Source organism: Streptomyces sp. NPDC048338 (genome assembly GCF_043201055.1).
Taxonomy (GTDB): Bacteria; Actinomycetota; Actinomycetes; order Streptomycetales; family Streptomycetaceae; genus Streptomyces.
The window spans coordinates 270121-286549 of record NZ_JBICYQ010000008.1 but is presented as its reverse complement, the minus strand read 5'-3'; the positions used below and the strand labels follow the sequence as shown (position 1 = coordinate 286549).

The window sequence follows — 16429 nt, the reverse complement described above, 5'->3', positions numbered from 1 at the left end:
GCGCTCACAGTCCAGTGTGCGCGGTGCCCCGGAGATTCGTACGAACAAAAGGGTACGAAACTACTTCAGGCCGGGGTACAGCGGGTGCTTGTCCGCGAGCGCGGTCACCCGGGCCTTCAGCGCCACGGCGTCGAAGCCGGGCTTCAGGGTCTCCGCGATGATGTCGGCCACCTCACGGAAGTCCTCGTCGCCGAAACCGCGGGTCGCGAGCGCCGGCGTGCCGATGCGCAGACCCGAGGTGACCATCGGCGGACGCGGGTCGTTCGGGATCGCGTTCCGGTTGACCGTGATGCCGACCTCGTGGAGACGGTCCTCGGCCTGCTGGCCGTCCAGCTCGGAGTTGCGCAGGTCGACCAGGACCAGGTGCACGTCCGTGCCGCCGGAGAGGACGGAGACACCGTGCGCGGTGACGTCGTCCTGGACCAGACGCTCGGCCAGGATCCGGGCGCCGTCCAGCGTGCGCTGCTGGCGCTCCTTGAACTCCTCCGAGGCCGCGATCTTGAAGGAGACGGCCTTGGCCGCGATCACGTGCTCCAGCGGGCCGCCCTGGAAGCCGGGGAAGACCGAGGAGTTCAGCTTCTTGGCGAACTCCTTCTTCGCCAGGATGATGCCGCCGCGCGGGCCGCCGAGCGTCTTGTGCGTGGTGGAGGTCACCACGTCCGCGTACTCGACCGGGTTCGGGTGCAGACCCGCCGCGACGAGGCCCGCGAAGTGGGCCATGTCGACCCACAGGTACGCCTCGACCTCGTCGGCGATCCGGCGGAACTCGGCGAAGTCCAGCTGGCGCGGGTAGGCGGACCAGCCCGCGATGATCACCTTGGGGCGGTGCTCCTTGGCGAGCCGCTCGACCTCGGCCATGTCGACCAGACCGGCCTCGTCCACGTGATACGCGACCACGTTGAACTGCTTGCCGGAGAAGTTCAGGCGCATGCCGTGGGTGAGGTGGCCGCCGTGCGCCAGGTCCAGGCCGAGGATCGTGTCGCCCGGCTGGGCGATCGCGAAGAGGGCGGCCTGGTTGGCGGAGGCGCCGGAGTGCGGCTGCACGTTGGCGTACTCGGCGCCGAACAGGTCCTTGATCCGGTCGATCGCGATCTGCTCGGCCACGTCGACGTGCTCGCAGCCGCCGTAGTAGCGGCGGCCCGGGTAGCCCTCGGCGTACTTGTTGGTGAGGACGGAGCCCTGGGCCTCCATGACCGCGACCGGAGCGAAGTTCTCCGAGGCGATCATCTCGAGGGTGGACTGCTGGCGGTGGAGCTCGGCGTCGACAGCGGCGGCGACGTCGGGGTCCAGCTCGTGGAGAGGGGTGTTCAGAAGCGACATGAATTCGATCCCTAAGGGGTCTCAGTTCCCGGCGGAGAACTCGGCGTACTCGTCGGCGGAGAGCAGGTCCTTCGGCTCCTCGGCGACGCGTACCTTGAACAGCCAGCCACCCTCGAACGGAGCGGTGTTCACCAGGGACGGGTCGTCCACGACGTCCTGGTTGGCGGCGACGACCTCGCCGGTGACCGGGGAGTACAGGTCGCTGACGGACTTCGTCGACTCCAGCTCGCCGCAGGTCTCGCCCGCGGTGACCGTGTCGCCGACCTCGGGAAGCTGGGCGTAGACGACGTCACCGAGCGCGTTGGCCGCGAACTCCGTGATGCCCACCGTCGAGACGCCCTCCTCGGCGTCCGACAGCCACTCGTGCTCCTTGGTGTAACGCAGCTGCTGGGGGTTGCTCATGACCTGATTCTCCTGGATCGGGGGAGTGCTGATGAACGTGGGTCTTGCCAGATGAGACGTGAAGTGAGATGGACCCGGGCGCCGGCGGCCCGGGGGAACGTCACTTCTCGCGCTTGTAGAACGGCAGCGCGACGACCTCGTACGGCTCGTGGGTGCCGCGGATGTCCACACCTACACCCTGCGTGCCGGGCTCGGCGTGCGCCGCGTCCACGTACGCCATGGCGATCGGCTTTCCGAGGGTCGGGGACGGGGCACCCGAGGTGACCTCGCCGACGACCTGGCCGTCCACGACGACCTGCATGCCGGCCCGCGGGACCCGGCGGCCCTCGGCGATCAGGCCGACGAGCTTGCGGGGCGGGTTGCCCGCGGCGCGCTCGGCGGCGGCCTCCAGCGCCTTGCGGCCGACGAAGGCGCCGTCGTTCGTCGTCTTCTCGAACTTCACGACCCGGCCCAGACCGGCGTCGAACGGCGTCAGCGAGGTGGTCAGCTCGTGCCCGTACAGCGGCATGCCCGCCTCCAGGCGCAGCGTGTCGCGGCAGGACAGGCCGCAGGGGATCAGGCCGACCGGGGCGCCCGCCTCGGTCAGCGCCCGCCACACGCCCTCGGCGTGCTCGGGCTTGAGGAACAGCTCGAAGCCGTCCTCGCCGGTGTAGCCGGTACGGGCGATCAGCGCGGGGACCCCGGCGACCGTGCCCGGCAGGCCGGCGTAGTACTTCAGGCCGTCCAGGTCGGCGTCGGTGAGGGACTTCAGGATGCCGGGGGACTCCGGGCCCTGCACGGCGATCAGCGCGTACGCGTCGCGGTCGTCGCGGACCTCGGCGTCGAAGCCGGCCGCGCGCTCGGTGAGGGCGTCGAGGACGATCTGCGCGTTGGAGGCGTTGGCGACGACCATGTACTCCTGCTCCTGGAGCCGGTACACGATCAGGTCGTCGAGGATGCCGCCGTCCTCCTGGCAGATCATCGTGTAGCGGGCGCGGCCGAGGCCCACGGTCGAGATGTTGCCGACGAGCGCGTGGTCGAGCAGCTCGACGGCCTGCGGACCGGTGACCGTGATCTCGCCCATGTGGGAGAGGTCGAACAGACCGGCCTTGGTGCGGACGGCGTTGTGCTCGTCGCGCTCGCTGGCGTAGCGCAGCGGCATGTCCCAGCCGGCGAAGTCGGTCATGGTCGCGCCCAGCGAACGATGCAGGGCATCGAGGGCGGTCAGGCGGGGGGCGTTGCTCATGGGGTGGCTCCCAAGTCCCAGGGGGCGTGCAGGGCACGACATGCATGACGGGTGAGGACAATCCTCCCCATCTGTCATGGAACCTGAGAGGTTCACCGAGGGCATCCTCGGCTTGCACCTTGGGTGGAGCCGCACCGGTGCTCCCGGGGCGGTTCGCTTTTCAGATCTGCCTCATCCACGCGGTACGGGGCCTGAGAGATTCAAGGGAGGGTCTTGCTCCTTCGGCGCCCGGACTGCTACAGCAGTGCTACAGCCTGTCCAGGACTCTCCCGCGCGGATTCGAGCGGCCGATATGCGGTTGTGTGCGCTTGGCGCGCACATCATTGCACGCGGGGTCTCATCGGCAAATCGCTTGTGCCGCATTACCGTTTCTTTACACTTCTTGGGCAAGGGCTCCCCAAGGGCCCGACAGGGGGAGTAGCGATGACGTTCCAGCGGACCGGCGCCTATGCGGCCGACACCGGACTGCCGGCCGGACGCGCCCGGGCCAGGACCCGCCGGCGCGGCAAGGCCACGCCTCTGCTGCGGGACCTGCGCGAGCGGGCCGGCCGCGGGCCGCGGGCGCTGACCTTCGCCGCCGGTGACCTGGTCGTGGTCTCCGGGCTGCCCGGCAGCGGCAAGTCGACCCTGATGGCCCGCGCGGCCGAGGGCCGGGGAGTCGACTCGCAGGACGCCCGGGAGCGCTGGGAGGCACTCATGCCGCGCTTCCTGCCCTACGCCGTCTACCGGCCACTGGTCCGCGTCGCCCACTACGCCGGACTGCGGCGGGACCTGCGCGCCGGCCGGAGCGTGATCGTGCACGACTGCGGCACCCAGTCCTGGGTGCGCGCCTGGCTCGCCCGCGAGGCCCGCCGAAGAGGGCGCGCCCTGCACCTGATCATGCTCGACGTCACCCCCGCCGCCGCCCGCGAGGGCCAGCGCGAGCGGGGCCGCGGGGTCTCCGGCTACGCCTTCGCCCGGCACCGACGGGCCGTCGGCCGCCTGCTGCGCGCCGTGGAGTCGGGCAGCCTGCCCCCGGGATGCGCCTCGGCGACCCTCCTCGACCGGGACGCGGCCGACGCGCTGCGCCGGATCGCCTTCCGCGACGAGGACTGAGAGCCCGGCGGATCCACGGCGGATCCGAAAGGGGGCGAGTGGGGACGGCCGCCCCGGGCCCCGGCGGATTTCGGCCCGGCACCGTGCGCGGGGGGCCGTACGGAGCCGCGCGGAGGGGCCGCCGACCGGCGGCGACGCGCGCGCACGGTGATACGGACCGAGGCGCTCCGTGCGTATCTGGCCACGGCGAGGTCAGGGCGGCGTTAGGGTTCTGCCCCGAGGGCGCGTGACGACTTCGCGCGAGAAGGGGAACCGAGAACCGTGGACGTTACGTGGCCGGGCAACGAGCTCGAAGAGGTGCTGGCCGCCTCACTGGGCAACCCCGCTGCCGGGGGCCGGCTCGTCGAGGTGCTCGGACGGAGCCCGATCTGGGTGCCCCTGCCGAACGGCGGCGGCCCCGACAGCACCGACCTCGACCTGCCCACGATGGAGATCGACGGCTTCCCGTACGTCCCCGTCTTCAGCTCCGAGCAGCAGTTCCTCGCCTGCGTCGGCAGCCACATGTCCTTCACCGTCGCCCCGGCCCGGGAGTTCGCCCGCGGCCTGCCGCCGCAGCTCGGCATCGCCGTGAACCCCGGCGGCACCGTCGGCGCCCCGCTGCCCCCGCCCGCCGTGGCCGAACTCTGCCGGGTCGGCCGCACCCCGCTGGACGGCCCCGCGACCGGTGGCCGGGTCCGCCTCTTCGAGCCCGACTGGCAGGACGACCCGGTCGACTTCCTCTCCGCCGCGGCCGCCGAGTTCGACGCCACCGGGGTCGTCGTCACCGCCCGGCGCGCCCTGGCCAGCGTCGAGGGCACCGAACCCGCCCTCTTCGTCGGCGTCGAGCTCGCCACCTGGGACGGCGTCGACCGCAACGCGCCCCTGGACGCGCTCGGCCGCGCACTCGGCCGGGTCGAGGTGGCCTGGCCGGTCAATCTCATCCTGCTGGACGTTGCGCAGGACCCGGTGGGGGACTGGATGCTGGAGCGCGTGCGCCCCTTCTACCAGCGGGCCTCCGCGTAAATGAAGCAGATTCGGTGGACGAAAGAGGGGCGGGACCCACGGTGAGCGCGTCAGGCACCGCTGCGGCCGGACAGGTCGAGCACATGCTGCGCCAGGTGACACCCGGACGCTACGACGCGTACGAGCAGCTGCTGCACGCCCTGGCCGACGGCAACGTCTGGATGCTGCTCTGGCAGGGCCAGGCCGGCTCCCCGGACGCCCAGTACGGGAAGATGGAGATTGAGGGCCTCGGCTACGCCCCCTGCGTGACCTCCGCGCAGGAGCTCGCCGCCTCCGGCTGGAACCGGGCCCACGAGGTCGTCACCGGCCGCGACATCGCCCGCGCGCTCTACCCCGACCGCTGGGGCATCTGGCTGAACCCGCACGACCCCGGCGGCGGCGTCGGCATCCCGTGGGCCGACCTCCGGCGGATCGCCACCGGCCTGGAGCGGATGCCCGCGGGACCCCTGCGGCTGTCCGAGCCCGCGCTGGAGATCCCCCAGTTCTACGCCCTGCTGACCCAGAACGCGCACCGCACCCCGTCCGTACGGTCGCTGCGCCGCGCCTGGGTCCAGCCCGCGCTGGGCTCTCCCTACCTCGCCATCGGTCTCGACCTCTACGACACCTCCGCGGCCTCGGTGGAGACCGTGCGGGGGATGATGCGCCAGTCGATCTCCGCCGTGCCCGACGGGCTGCCGGTCTCGACCGTCGCGATGTCCGACGATCACGACCCGGTGACGATGTGGCTGCGGGCCAACGCCCGCCCGTTCTACGACCGCGAGGCGCACGCCGCCCCCGCCCCGCACGCCCCCGGTTACGGCTACCCTCCCGCCGCGCCCCGAGCGTACTGATACGTCCGTTCCGTCACCCCAATTGCATCCGGCTCCGGAGCAGTTGGGAGACATGTCCGTTCTGGTCGAATAGCGGCCGAGATGGTCCGCTCACGCGATCACTGCGTCCGGATAACGGAAGGCGTAGGACCGCATCACGTTTGAGCAAACATTCCCCGTCAGGTCTGGCGGGTGATCGCGAACCCATTGAAGACTCCCCGGAACACCGGGCGTTCGGCCTTCCTGGCCTGCGCCCGAGGAGTGTGTTCCACCAAGCCGCTACCCGCGGCGGGCAAGGGCCGGCTACCGGCGGCCGAGAGGGGTCCTCACCACGATGACGGCACCACTGCACGAGACGAGTGCGGCCGAGTCGACGGTTCCCGTCGACGCCGTGTCCGACCTCCCGGCCAAGGTGATCGAGGGCCGCTCTCCCTGGCAGATCGCCTGGACCAGGCTGAAGCGTGACAAGCTCGCCCTCACCGGCGGATTCGTCGTGCTGTTCCTGATCCTGGTGGCCATCTGCGCTCCGCTGATCGTGGGCCTCCTCGGCCACCCGCCGGACCAGTTCCACGAGGACCAGATCGACCCGCTCTTCGGTACCCCGATCGGCTCCTACGGCGGCATCAGCTCCGACTTCCTCTTCGGGGTCGAGCCGGTCAACGGCCGCGACGTCTTCAGCCGCATCGTCTACGGCGCCCGGATCTCGCTCCTCGTCGCCTTCCTCGCGGCGGTCTTCGCGGTCCTGCTCGGCACCGTCCTCGGCATCATCGCCGGCTACTTCGGCGGCTGGATCGACGCCGCCCTCAGCCGCGTCATGGACGTCATGCTCGCCTTCCCGCAGCTGCTCTTCACCATCGCCCTGGTCTCGGTGCTGCCGAACTCGCTGCTGGGCCTGGACGGTTCGGGCGTCCGCATCGCCGCACTGGTCCTCGTCATCGGCTTCTTCGGCTGGCCCTACGTCGGCCGCATCGTCCGCGGCCAGACCCTGACCCTGCGCAACCGCGAGTACGTCGAGGCGGCGCAGAGCCTGGGCGCGGGCCGCTTCTACATCCTCCGCAGGGAACTGCTGCCCAACCTGATCGCCCCGATCACGGTCTACGCGACCCTGATGATCCCCACCAACATCCTCACCGAAGCGGCGCTCAGCTTCCTCGGTGCGGGCGTGAAGCCTCCCACCGCTTCCTGGGGGCAGATGCTGTCGGCGGCCATCTCGACCTATGAGTCGGATCCCCTGTTCATGGTGATCCCCGGCCTCGCCATCTTCATCACCGTTCTGGCGTTCAACCTCTTCGGCGACGGCGTGCGCGACGCGCTCGACCCGAAGAGCTCCCGCTGACCGAACGTCGCGACACCGCAAGACCAGCCCCAGACCAGCCCCTGCCGCTGTCGACAGGAGGCATGTCCCACCGGCGGACCGCCGTAACGGCCGCCATTATTCCGGAGGTTGCGAGACCATGACTCTGAACAGCTCTCAGAGGCGCAGAATCGCCGCGGGCGCGCTGCTCGCCGCGGCCACGATGGTCGTCACCACGGCCTGTGGCGGCGGCAACGGCGACGGCGGCAGCAAGGGCAAGGCCGGCGCGCCCGGCTTCAACGCCGGCGTGAACAAGGTCGCCAACGCCTCCGACAAGAAGGGCGGCACGCTCAAGTTCATCGGCTCGCAGGAAGCCGACTCGTGGGACCCGCAGCGCGGTTACTACGGCTTCGTGTGGGACTTCGCGCGCTACTACACGCGTCAGCTGGTCACCTTCAAGTCCGCGCCGGGCGCCGCCTCCACCGAGCTGGTCCCCGACCTCGCCACCGACGCCGGCAAGGTCTCGGCCGACGGCCTGACCTACACCTTCACGCTGAAGGACGGGGTGACCTGGGAGGACGGCAAGCCGATCACCTCCAAGGACATCAAGTACGGCATCGAGCGCATCTGGGCCCAGGACGTCATCTCCGGCGGCCCGATCTACCTGCAGCAGGTCCTCGACCCCAAGGGCGAGTACAAGGGCCCGTACAAGGACACCTCCGCGGACAAGCTCGGCCTGAAGGCCATCGAGACGCCGGACGACAAGACCATCGTCTTCAAGCTGCCGGTCGCCAACGGTGACTTCCTGCAGATGCTGGCCATGCCCGCGGCCTCCCCGGTCCGCCAGGACAAGGACACCAAGGCGCAGTACGGCCTGAAGCCGTTCTCCTCCGGCCCGTACAAGTGGCAGGAGTACAAGCCCAACAAGTCCATCCTGCTCGTCCGCAACGACAAGTGGGACGAGAAGTCCGACGGCATCCGCAAGGCCCTGCCGGACAAGATCAGCGTCACGTTCACCACGAACGCCGACGACATGGACAACCGTCTGATCGAGGGCGAGTACGACCTCGACATCAACGCGACGGGTGTCGGCGCCTCGGCCCGCGCCAAGGTGCTCCAGCAGCACAAGGAGAACGCGGACAACCCGCAGACGGGCTTCATCCGCTACGCGGTCTTCCCGCAGACGGTCATCGACAACGTCGAGTGCCGCAAGGCGATCATCTACGCGGCCGACTCCAAGTCCCTCCAGACCGCCCGTGGCGGCCCGCAGGCCGGTGGCGACATCGCCACCAACATGCTGCCGCCGGCGATCAAGGGTGCCGACCCGGCCGCCGACCCGTACGGCAAGCTCGCCGGCAAGCCGGACCTCGCCAAGGCCAAGGAGGCCCTGGCCAAGTGCGGTAAGCCGAACGGCTTCAAGACCACGATCGCGGTCCGCAACAACAAGAAGATCGAGATCGCGACCGCCGAGTCCCTCCAGCAGTCGCTGAAGGCCGTCGGCATCGACGCCCAGATCGACCAGTTCGACGGCGCCCAGACGTCCGGCATCATCGGTTCGCCGAAGGTCGTCAAGGACAAGGGCTACGGCATCATCATCATGGGCTGGGGCGCCGACTTCCCGTCCGGCCAGGGCTTCCTGCAGCCGCTGGTCGACGGTCGCTTCATCCTGCAGAGCGGCAACAACAACTTCTCGGAGCTGAACGACCCGGCCGTCAACGGCCTGTTCGACCAGGCGCTGAAGGAGACGGACCCGGCCAAGGCCGGCGAGCTCTACAAGCAGATCAACACGAAGGTCTCGGAGGCCGCGGTCTACCTGCCCTTCACTCACGAGAAGAACATCATCTGGCGTTCCTCGCGACTGACCAACGTCTACACGGCCGACGCCTACAACGGCCGCTACGACTACGCGTCGCTCGGCGTCGTCAAGTAAGCCGAGTCTCCATCAACTCGCTCCAACGGCGCACCCGCCGCTAGGTCCGAAGGGCAGGTGATGGCCGTGGCCGGCGGCTGGGGAACCCGATCGGGTTCCCCAGCCGCCGACCGGCCGACCGCATGCTTGCATACATAGTCCGACGGCTCTTCGCCGTCGTCGCGATGCTGCTCGTCGTCACCCTGGTGACACTCAGCATCTTCTTCCTCATCCCCAAGATGACCGGCAGTGACCCTGCCGCGATGTTCGTCGGCAAGCAGGCGGATCCGGCCTCCATCGAGGGAATCCGGCAGAAGCTGGGCCTGGACGAGCCGATCCTGGTGCAGTTCTGGCACTTCGTCTCCGGGATCTTCGTCGGTCGCGACTACACCGGTGGCGGCGACACGATCCACTGTGCCGCGCCCTGCTTCGGCTACTCCTTCCGCACGGAGCAGGAGGTCTCGGCCATGCTGGTCGACGCCTTCCCCGTCACCCTCTCCATGGTCCTCGGCGCAGCCGTGCTCTGGCTGCTCATGGGTGTCACCACGGGCGTGGTCTCCGCGCTCAAGCGGGGCACCGTCATCGACCGTGTCGCGATGATCACCGCTCTCGCCGGTGTCTCGCTCCCCATCTTCTTCACCGCCATGCTGGCGATGCTCGTCTTCCGCACGCAGCTGGGCTGGGTCAACGCCTCGTACGTACCGATCAGCGAGTCCTTCGGCGGCTGGTTCGGCGGCCTGCTGCTGCCGTGGGTGACCCTCGCCTTCCTGTACGCGGCGATGTACGCGCGACTCACCCGCGCCACCATGCTGGAGGTCCTCAACGAGGACTACATCCGTACCGCCCGGGCCAAGGGTCTGCCCGAGCCGGTCGTGCTCGGCAAGCACGCCATGCGCTCCACCATGACCCCCATCCTGACCATCTTCGGCATGGACCTCGGCGCCCTCGTCGGCGGCGCGATCCTGACCGAGACCGCGTTCAGCCTCCACGGCCTCGGCGGGCTGGCGATCAAGGGTGTGAGCGAGCGCGACCTGCCGCTGATCCTGGCGGTCACGCTCATCACCGCGGCCTGCGTGGTCGTCGCCAACCTCGTCGTGGACCTGTTGTACGCGGTGATCGACCCCCGAGTGAGGCTCGCATGACGGACAATCTGACGAAGACCGGCGCCGCCCTCGGCGAGCCGGTCAGGTCCGGACAGTCCGCGCCGTCCGACGCCTTCCTGGACGTACGCGACCTCAAGATCCACTTCCCGACCGACGACGGCCTCGTCAAGTCCGTGGACGGCCTCACCTTCCAGCTGGAGAAGGGCAAGACCCTCGGCATCGTGGGCGAGTCCGGCTCCGGCAAGTCGGTCACCTCGCTCGGCATCATGGGCCTGCACACGGTCGGCCAGTACGGCCGGCAGAAGGCCCGGATCTCCGGCGAGGTCTGGCTCAACGGCCAGGAGCTCCTCTCGGCCGATCCCGAGGCCGTGCGCAAGCTGCGCGGCCGTGACATGGCGATGATCTTCCAGGATCCGCTGTCGGCCATGCACCCGTACTACACGGTCGGCCACCAGATCGTGGAGGCGTACCGCGTCCACCACCCGGTCGACAAGAAGACCGCCCGCAAGCGGGCCGTCGAACTCCTCGACCGGGTCGGCATCCCCGAGCCCGCGCGGCGGTTCGACAGCTACCCGCACGAGTTCTCCGGCGGTATGCGCCAGCGCGCGATGATCGCGATGGCGCTGGTCAACAACCCCGAGCTGCTCATCGCGGACGAGCCGACCACCGCGCTCGACGTGACCGTGCAGGCGCAGATCCTCGACCTGATCCGGGACCTGCAGAAGGAGTTCGGCTCCGCGGTCATCATCATCACCCACGACCTCGGCGTCGTCGCCGAGATCGCCGACGACATCCTGGTGATGTACGGCGGGCGGTGCGTGGAGCGCGGATCGGCCGAGGACGTCTTCTACGAGCCGCAGCACCCCTACACCTGGGGCCTGCTGGGCTCCATGCCCCGCATCGACCGGGACCAGACCGACCGGCTCATCCCGGTCAAGGGCAACCCGCCCAGCCTGATCAACGTTCCGAGCGGCTGCGCGTTCAACCCGCGATGCCCGTACGCGGATGTGCCCAAGGGCGGCATCACGCGCACGGAGCGCCCCGAGCTGCGGCTGGCGACGGTCGGTGAGGGCCACGGCCGTCACTACTCCGCCTGCCACATGCCGCAGGAGGAGCGGACCCGGATCTGGACCGAAGAGATTGCGCCGAAGCTGTGAGCGACAACAAGAGCACCGAGCCCCTGCTCAAGGTCACCGGCCTGGTGAAGCACTTCCCGATCAAGAAGGGGCTGCTGCAGCGCCAGGTCGGGGCGGTCAAGGCGGTCGACGGCATCGACTTCGAGGTGCTGCCGGGTGAGACCCTCGGCGTGGTCGGCGAGTCCGGCTGCGGCAAGTCGACGATGGGCCGGCTGATCACCCGGCTGCTCGAACCGACCGGCGGCTCGATCGAGTTCCAGGGCAAGGACATCTCGCACCTCGGTGTGGCCGGCATGCGCCCGCTGCGCCGCGACATCCAGATGATCTTCCAGGACCCGTACGGCTCGCTGAACCCGAGGCACACGGTCGGCTCGATCGTCTCGGCGCCCTTCAAGCTCCAGGGCGTGGAGCCGGAGGGCGGGGTCAAGAAGGAGGTCCAGCGCCTGCTGGGCCTGGTCGGCCTCAACCCGGAGCACTACAACCGCTACCCGCACGAGTTCTCCGGCGGTCAGCGCCAGCGCATCGGCATCGCCCGCGCGCTCGCCCTGAAGCCGAAGCTGGTCGTCGCCGACGAGCCCGTCTCGGCCCTGGACGTCTCCATCCAGGCGCAGGTGGTCAACCTGCTGGACGACCTCCAGCAGGAACTGGGCCTCACGTACGTGATCATCGCCCACGACCTGTCGGTCATCCGGCACGTCTCGGACCGCATCGCCGTGATGTACCTGGGCAAGATCGTGGAGCTCGCGGACCGCAAGAGCCTGTACGAGTCGCCGATGCACCCGTACACCAAGGCCCTGATGTCGGCGGTCCCGGTGCCGGACCCCCGGCGCCGCGGCCAGAAGAGCGAGCGGATCCTGCTGACCGGCGACGTCCCGTCGCCGATCGCCCCGCCGCCGGGCTGCCGCTTCCACACCCGCTGCTGGAAGGCGACGAGCCTCTGCAAGACCGAGGAGCCCCCGCTCCTGGAGCTGCGCCCGGGCCAGCGCGTGGCGTGCCACCACCCGGAGAACGCCGAGGGTCTGACGATCCCGGCGGCGCGGGAGTCGGTCGAGGTGTCGAAGGACACGGCGAAGAAAGCGGAGGCGGAGGCGCCCGAGCCGGAGGCGCCGGCGGAGGTCCTCGCGAAGACGGAGAAGGCGGCGTCCACGCCGTCGAAGCCCGAGGTCGCGAAGCCCGAGGCGTCCGAGTCCGCGTCCGCGTCCGAGGAGGCCACCGCGAAGGCGGAGGCGTCCGCGCCCGCCGAGGAGGACGCGCCCGCGGAGGCGTCCGCCGAGTCGGAGGACACCCCCGCCGAAGGCGACGCGTCGGCGAAGTGACGCGGTACCCCGCGACGACGGGGCGGGGAGCCACGGGTTCCCGTACGAAGGGCCCCGCGCCGTCCGGCGCGGGGCCCTTCGCGGTCGCGGTGCGGCGCACCCCGGACCCGGCACGTCACCGGGCGGGACGGGGGCGCCCGCCCGGCCCGCGGCCGCGCCCGCCGGTGCCGTCCGTCGGACCACGCACCCCCGACCGGCACAATTGGGCGGTGCTCCACGAACTGTTCAATCCCTCTGTTCAACACGCGCTCGACCTCGTCGGCATCTTCGTCTTCGCGATCTCCGGCGCCCTCCTCGCCGTCCGCAAGAACTTCGACGTCTTCGGTATCGCCGTCCTCGCCGAGGTCACCGCGCTCGGCGGAGGTCTGCTGCGCGACCTGATCATCGGTGCCGTGCCCGCGGCGTTCGCCGATCTCGGCTACTTCCTGATGCCGCTCGTCGCGGCGGCGCTCGTCTTCTTCCTCCACCCCGAGGTCGAGCGCACCCAGACCGCCGTCAACGTCTCCGACGCCGCCGGTCTCGGGCTCTTCTGCGTCACCGGCACCACCAAGGCGTACGACTACGGCCTCGGCCTCACCTCCTCCGCGGCGCTGGGCCTGGCCACCGCCGTCGGCGGCGGCGTGCTGCGCGACGTGCTCGCCAACGAGGTCCCCTCCCTCCTGCGCTGGGACCGCGACCTCTACGCCGTGCCCGCGATGGTCGGCGCCACGATGGTCGCCGTCTGCCTCCGCTTCGACGCCCTCAACGCCTTCACCAGCGCCGCCGCCGTGGTCACGGCCTTCGTCCTGCGCCTGCTCGCCATGCGCTACCACTGGCGTGCGCCCCGCGCCTGGAACCGCAGGTCGTCCGCCCGCGAGGAGTCCGAAAAAGCTACCGCTCAGTAATCTTCTGTTGTACCGTCGAAGGCATGAGCACGAGCATCGAGACGACGAGCGAGTTCGACCGCGACACCGCCGTCACCCTGCGCGCCCCCGGCATCTACGACGCCGACCTGTCCGCCGGCTGGACGATCATCTCCGCCGTCAACGGCGGCTACCTGCTCTCGCTGCTCGGCCGAGCGCTCGGTGAGCACCTGCCGCACCCGGACCCGTTCACCATCTCGGCGCACTACCTCACCCCGTCCGTGCCGGGCCCCGCGGTGATCCGCACCGAGACGGTCCGCACCGGGCGCACCCTCTCCACCGGACAGGCCTCGCTCTACCAGTACGACGCGGACGGCACCGAGATCGAGCGCATCCGCGTCCTCGCCTCGTACGGCGACCTCGACGCGCTCCCGGACGACGTCCGCACCGCCGCGCGACCCCCGGCCCTGGCACCCATCGAGCAGTGCTTCGGCGCCTCGGACGGCCCCCGGCCCGAGATCCCCGGTTCCTCCGCCATCACCGACCGGCTCGACATCCGCCTCGACCCGGCCACCGTCGGCTGGGCCGTCGGCGCGCCCTCCGGCAAGGGCGAGATGCGCGGCTGGTTCGGCCTCGCCGACGGCCGCGAGCCCGACGCGCTGTCCCTGCTGCTCACCGTCGACGCGATGCCGCCGACCTCGTTCGAGCTGGGCCTCAAGGGCTGGACCCCCACGGTCGAGCTGACCACCCACATCCGCTGCCGCCCCGCCCCGGGCCCGCTGCGGGTCGCCATCACCACCCGCAACCTCGCCGGCGGCTTCCTGGAGGAGGACGCGGAGGTCTGGGACAGCGCCGACCGCCTCGTCGCCCAGTCCCGCCAGCTGGCCCGCGCCCCGCGCGGTTAGGCCCCGGACGGGACCGAGGCCCGGACAGGACCCGGACCGGCGAAACACGTCACCGAGAGCGCCTCGCGGCCTCCCGTACGCACCGCGTACCGGGACGCAGGGGCGCTCTCGGCGTCGGCCGAGCCGGACCGGCCGGACGGCCGCCCCGCGCGGCCGGGGGCGCAAACAGGCCAGGCGCCCGAGGAGCTGGAGCGGCCTCGTAGAATCGACCCACCATGGCTTACCTCGACCACGCCGCCACCACGCCGATGCTCCCCGAGGCGATCGAGGCGATGACCGCCCAACTCGCCGTCACAGGCAACGCCTCCTCGTTGCACGCCGCAGGGCGACGGGGCCGCCGCACCGTCGAGGAGGCGCGGGAGACGCTCGCCGCCGCCCTCGGCGCCCGGCCCAGCGAGGTCGTCTTCACCTCCGGCGGCACCGAGGCCGACAACCTCGCCGTCAAGGGCCTGTACTGGGCCCGCCGTGACGCCGACCCCCAGCGCACCCGCGTCCTGTGCGGTCCCGTCGAGCACCACGCCGTCCTGGACGCCGTCGACTGGCTCGCCACCCACGAGGGCGCGACCGTCGAGTACCTCCCCGTCGACCGGTACGGCCGCGTCCACCCCGAGGACCTGCGCGAGGCCCTCGCACGCGACCCCGAGAGCGTCGCGCTCGCCACCGTCATGTGGGCGAACAACGAGATCGGCACGATCATGCCGGTCCGGGAACTCGCCGACGTCGCAGCCGAGTTCGGCGTGCCCCTGCACTCCGACGCGGTACAGGCGTTCGGTCAGATTCCGGTCGACTTCGCGGCCTCCGGACTCGCCGCCATGACCGTCTCCGGGCACAAGATCGGTGGCCCCTACGGCATCGGCGCCCTGCTCCTCGGCCGTGAGTACAGCCCCGTCCCCGTCCTGCACGGCGGCGGCCAGGAGCGGCACGTGCGCTCCGGCACCCTCGACGTCCCCGCGATCGCCGCGTTCGCCGTCGCCGGCCGGCTCGCCGCCGAGCGGCGCGAGGAGTTCGCCCGGGAGGTCGGCGGCCTGCGCGACGACCTGGTCGACGCCGTGCGCGCCGCCGTCCCCGACGCCGTCCTCGGCGGCGACCCGGTCGACCGGCTGCCCGCCAACGCCCACTTCAGCTTCCCCGGCTGCGAGGGCGACTCCCTGCTCCTGCTGCTCGACGCCCAGGGCATCGAGTGCTCCACGGGATCGGCCTGCACCGCCGGCATCGCCCAGCCCAGCCACGTCCTCCTCGCCACCGGCACCGACCCGGACCTGGCGCGCGGCACCCTGCGCTTCAGCCTCGGCCACACCTCCACCAAGGAGGACGTGGCGGCGGTCGCCGCGGCGATCGGCCCGGCCGTCGAACGGGCCCTCACCGCCGGACTCACCTGAGCCCGCCCGCGACCGGCCCGTACCGCCCGGCTCAGCCCAGCTTCCCGGCCTCCGCCGCCACCAGCCTCATGTAGCGGGGCCAGTCCCAGTGGGGGCCGGGGTCCGTGTGGTCCGTGCCCTCGACCTCGACGTGCCCGATGATGTGCTCCCGGTCCACAGGGATCCCGTGGCGGGCGCATATCCCGGCGGTCAGCCGCGCCGACCCCGCGTACATCGCCGCCGTGAAGTCCTGCGGCCGGTCGACGAAGCCCTCGTGCTCGATGCCGACGCTCCGCTCGTTCATGTCCCGGTTTCCCGCGTGGAAGGCCACGTCGAGCTCGCGGATCATCTGCGCGACGTGCCCGTCCTTGCGCACCACGTAGTGCGTGGCGGCGCCGTGCGCCGGGTTCTTGAAGACCTTCAGGGCACCGGAGTAGCTGCCCTGGACGACATGGATCACCACACGGTCGATCACGTAGTCGTCCGGCCGGTCGGCCCGCCGCCAGTTCGCCCGCGCCGCCGACGTCCACTCCGCACCCTTGTGATCGAGCTCGCCCTCCACCCGCTTCCGCTGCGTTCCCGGCAGCCGCCACCAGGCGCGCTGCAGTTCCTCGCGGGCCAGCACGGCCGTGCCCAGCACCGCGGCACCACCGCCGAGCAGCACAGCGCGCCGCCCGACCCCCCTCTTGGCTTCTTCGCTCCCCATGTGATCG

The 16429-nt window shown here is 70.7% G+C and carries 15 protein-coding genes and 1 riboswitch; of the genes, 11 read left to right on the top strand and 4 right to left on the bottom strand.

Features of this window, described 5'->3' with window-relative positions; genetic code table 11:
- Window positions 1–60: 60 nt before the first annotated feature.
- From glyA to gcvT, 3 genes are all read right to left on the bottom strand, one after another.
- Window positions 61–1320: a serine hydroxymethyltransferase gene (glyA, locus tag ACGFZF_RS20605; protein ID WP_356775404.1), complete on the bottom strand. Its 1260-nt coding sequence runs from the start codon at window positions 1318–1320 to the stop codon at window positions 61–63.
- A gap of 21 nt (window positions 1321–1341) precedes the next feature.
- Entirely contained in the window at window positions 1342–1722 is a 381-nt protein-coding gene (gene gcvH, locus ACGFZF_RS20600; RefSeq protein ID WP_147979761.1) for a glycine cleavage system protein GcvH, read from the bottom strand.
- Between the two features lie 100 nt (window positions 1723–1822).
- Window positions 1823–2947 (bottom strand): glycine cleavage system aminomethyltransferase GcvT, encoded by a 1125-nt coding sequence (gcvT, locus tag ACGFZF_RS20595; protein ID WP_393556016.1) that lies wholly within the window; start codon window positions 2945–2947, stop codon window positions 1823–1825.
- A 170-nt stretch (window positions 2948–3117) separates the two neighbouring features.
- Window positions 3118–3229, bottom strand: a riboswitch (glycine riboswitch).
- A gap of 141 nt (window positions 3230–3370) precedes the next feature.
- Here gcvT and ACGFZF_RS20590 point away from each other — a divergent pair.
- The 11 genes from ACGFZF_RS20590 to ACGFZF_RS20540 all read left to right on the top strand — a co-directional run bounded on the left by ACGFZF_RS20590 (window position 3371) and on the right by ACGFZF_RS20540 (window position 15737).
- Window positions 3371–4042 carry an AAA family ATPase gene (locus ACGFZF_RS20590; RefSeq protein ID WP_393556014.1) on the top strand — a complete coding sequence of 224 codons (672 nt, stop codon included), beginning with the start codon at window positions 3371–3373 and terminating at the stop codon, window positions 4040–4042.
- A gap of 261 nt (window positions 4043–4303) precedes the next feature.
- Window positions 4304–5044 (top strand): enhanced serine sensitivity protein SseB, encoded by a 741-nt coding sequence (locus ACGFZF_RS20585; protein WP_393556012.1) that lies wholly within the window; start codon window positions 4304–4306, stop codon window positions 5042–5044.
- Between the two features lie 41 nt (window positions 5045–5085).
- A complete protein-coding gene (locus tag ACGFZF_RS20580) occupies window positions 5086–5874 on the top strand; it encodes an enhanced serine sensitivity protein SseB C-terminal domain-containing protein (protein ID WP_393556010.1) in 789 nt (262 codons plus the stop codon).
- A 313-nt stretch (window positions 5875–6187) separates the two neighbouring features.
- The gene (locus ACGFZF_RS20575; protein ID WP_356608520.1) at window positions 6188–7189 is read left to right on the top strand and encodes an ABC transporter permease; all 1002 of its coding nucleotides are present in this window, start codon (window positions 6188–6190) and stop codon (window positions 7187–7189) included.
- Between the two features lie 118 nt (window positions 7190–7307).
- Entirely contained in the window at window positions 7308–9077 is a 1770-nt protein-coding gene (locus tag ACGFZF_RS20570; RefSeq protein WP_393556007.1) for an ABC transporter substrate-binding protein, read from the top strand.
- 122 nt (window positions 9078–9199) lie between these two features.
- The gene (locus tag ACGFZF_RS20565; protein ID WP_147979768.1) at window positions 9200–10198 is read left to right on the top strand and encodes an ABC transporter permease; all 999 of its coding nucleotides are present in this window, start codon (window positions 9200–9202) and stop codon (window positions 10196–10198) included.
- A complete protein-coding gene (locus ACGFZF_RS20560; RefSeq protein ID WP_393556005.1) occupies window positions 10195–11316 on the top strand; it encodes an ABC transporter ATP-binding protein in 1122 nt (373 codons plus the stop codon). The genes ACGFZF_RS20565 and ACGFZF_RS20560 overlap by 4 nt, the downstream gene beginning before the upstream one ends.
- Window positions 11313–12611, top strand: coding sequence for an ABC transporter ATP-binding protein (locus tag ACGFZF_RS20555; protein WP_393556002.1), 1299 nt, complete (start codon window positions 11313–11315; stop codon window positions 12609–12611). The genes ACGFZF_RS20560 and ACGFZF_RS20555 overlap by 4 nt, the downstream gene beginning before the upstream one ends.
- 209 nt (window positions 12612–12820) lie before the next feature.
- A complete protein-coding gene (locus tag ACGFZF_RS20550; RefSeq protein ID WP_393556000.1) occupies window positions 12821–13495 on the top strand; it encodes a trimeric intracellular cation channel family protein in 675 nt (224 codons plus the stop codon).
- A gap of 23 nt (window positions 13496–13518) precedes the next feature.
- Entirely contained in the window at window positions 13519–14358 is an 840-nt protein-coding gene (locus ACGFZF_RS20545) for a thioesterase family protein (RefSeq protein WP_147979772.1), read from the top strand.
- A gap of 215 nt (window positions 14359–14573) precedes the next feature.
- Window positions 14574–15737, top strand: coding sequence for a cysteine desulfurase family protein (locus ACGFZF_RS20540; RefSeq protein WP_393555998.1), 1164 nt, complete (start codon window positions 14574–14576; stop codon window positions 15735–15737).
- A gap of 31 nt (window positions 15738–15768) precedes the next feature.
- Here ACGFZF_RS20540 and ACGFZF_RS20535 read toward each other — a convergent pair whose 3' ends face one another.
- The gene (locus ACGFZF_RS20535; protein ID WP_393555996.1) at window positions 15769–16422 is read right to left on the bottom strand and encodes an N-acetylmuramoyl-L-alanine amidase; all 654 of its coding nucleotides are present in this window, start codon (window positions 16420–16422) and stop codon (window positions 15769–15771) included.
- Window positions 16423–16429: the final 7 nt, after the last annotated feature.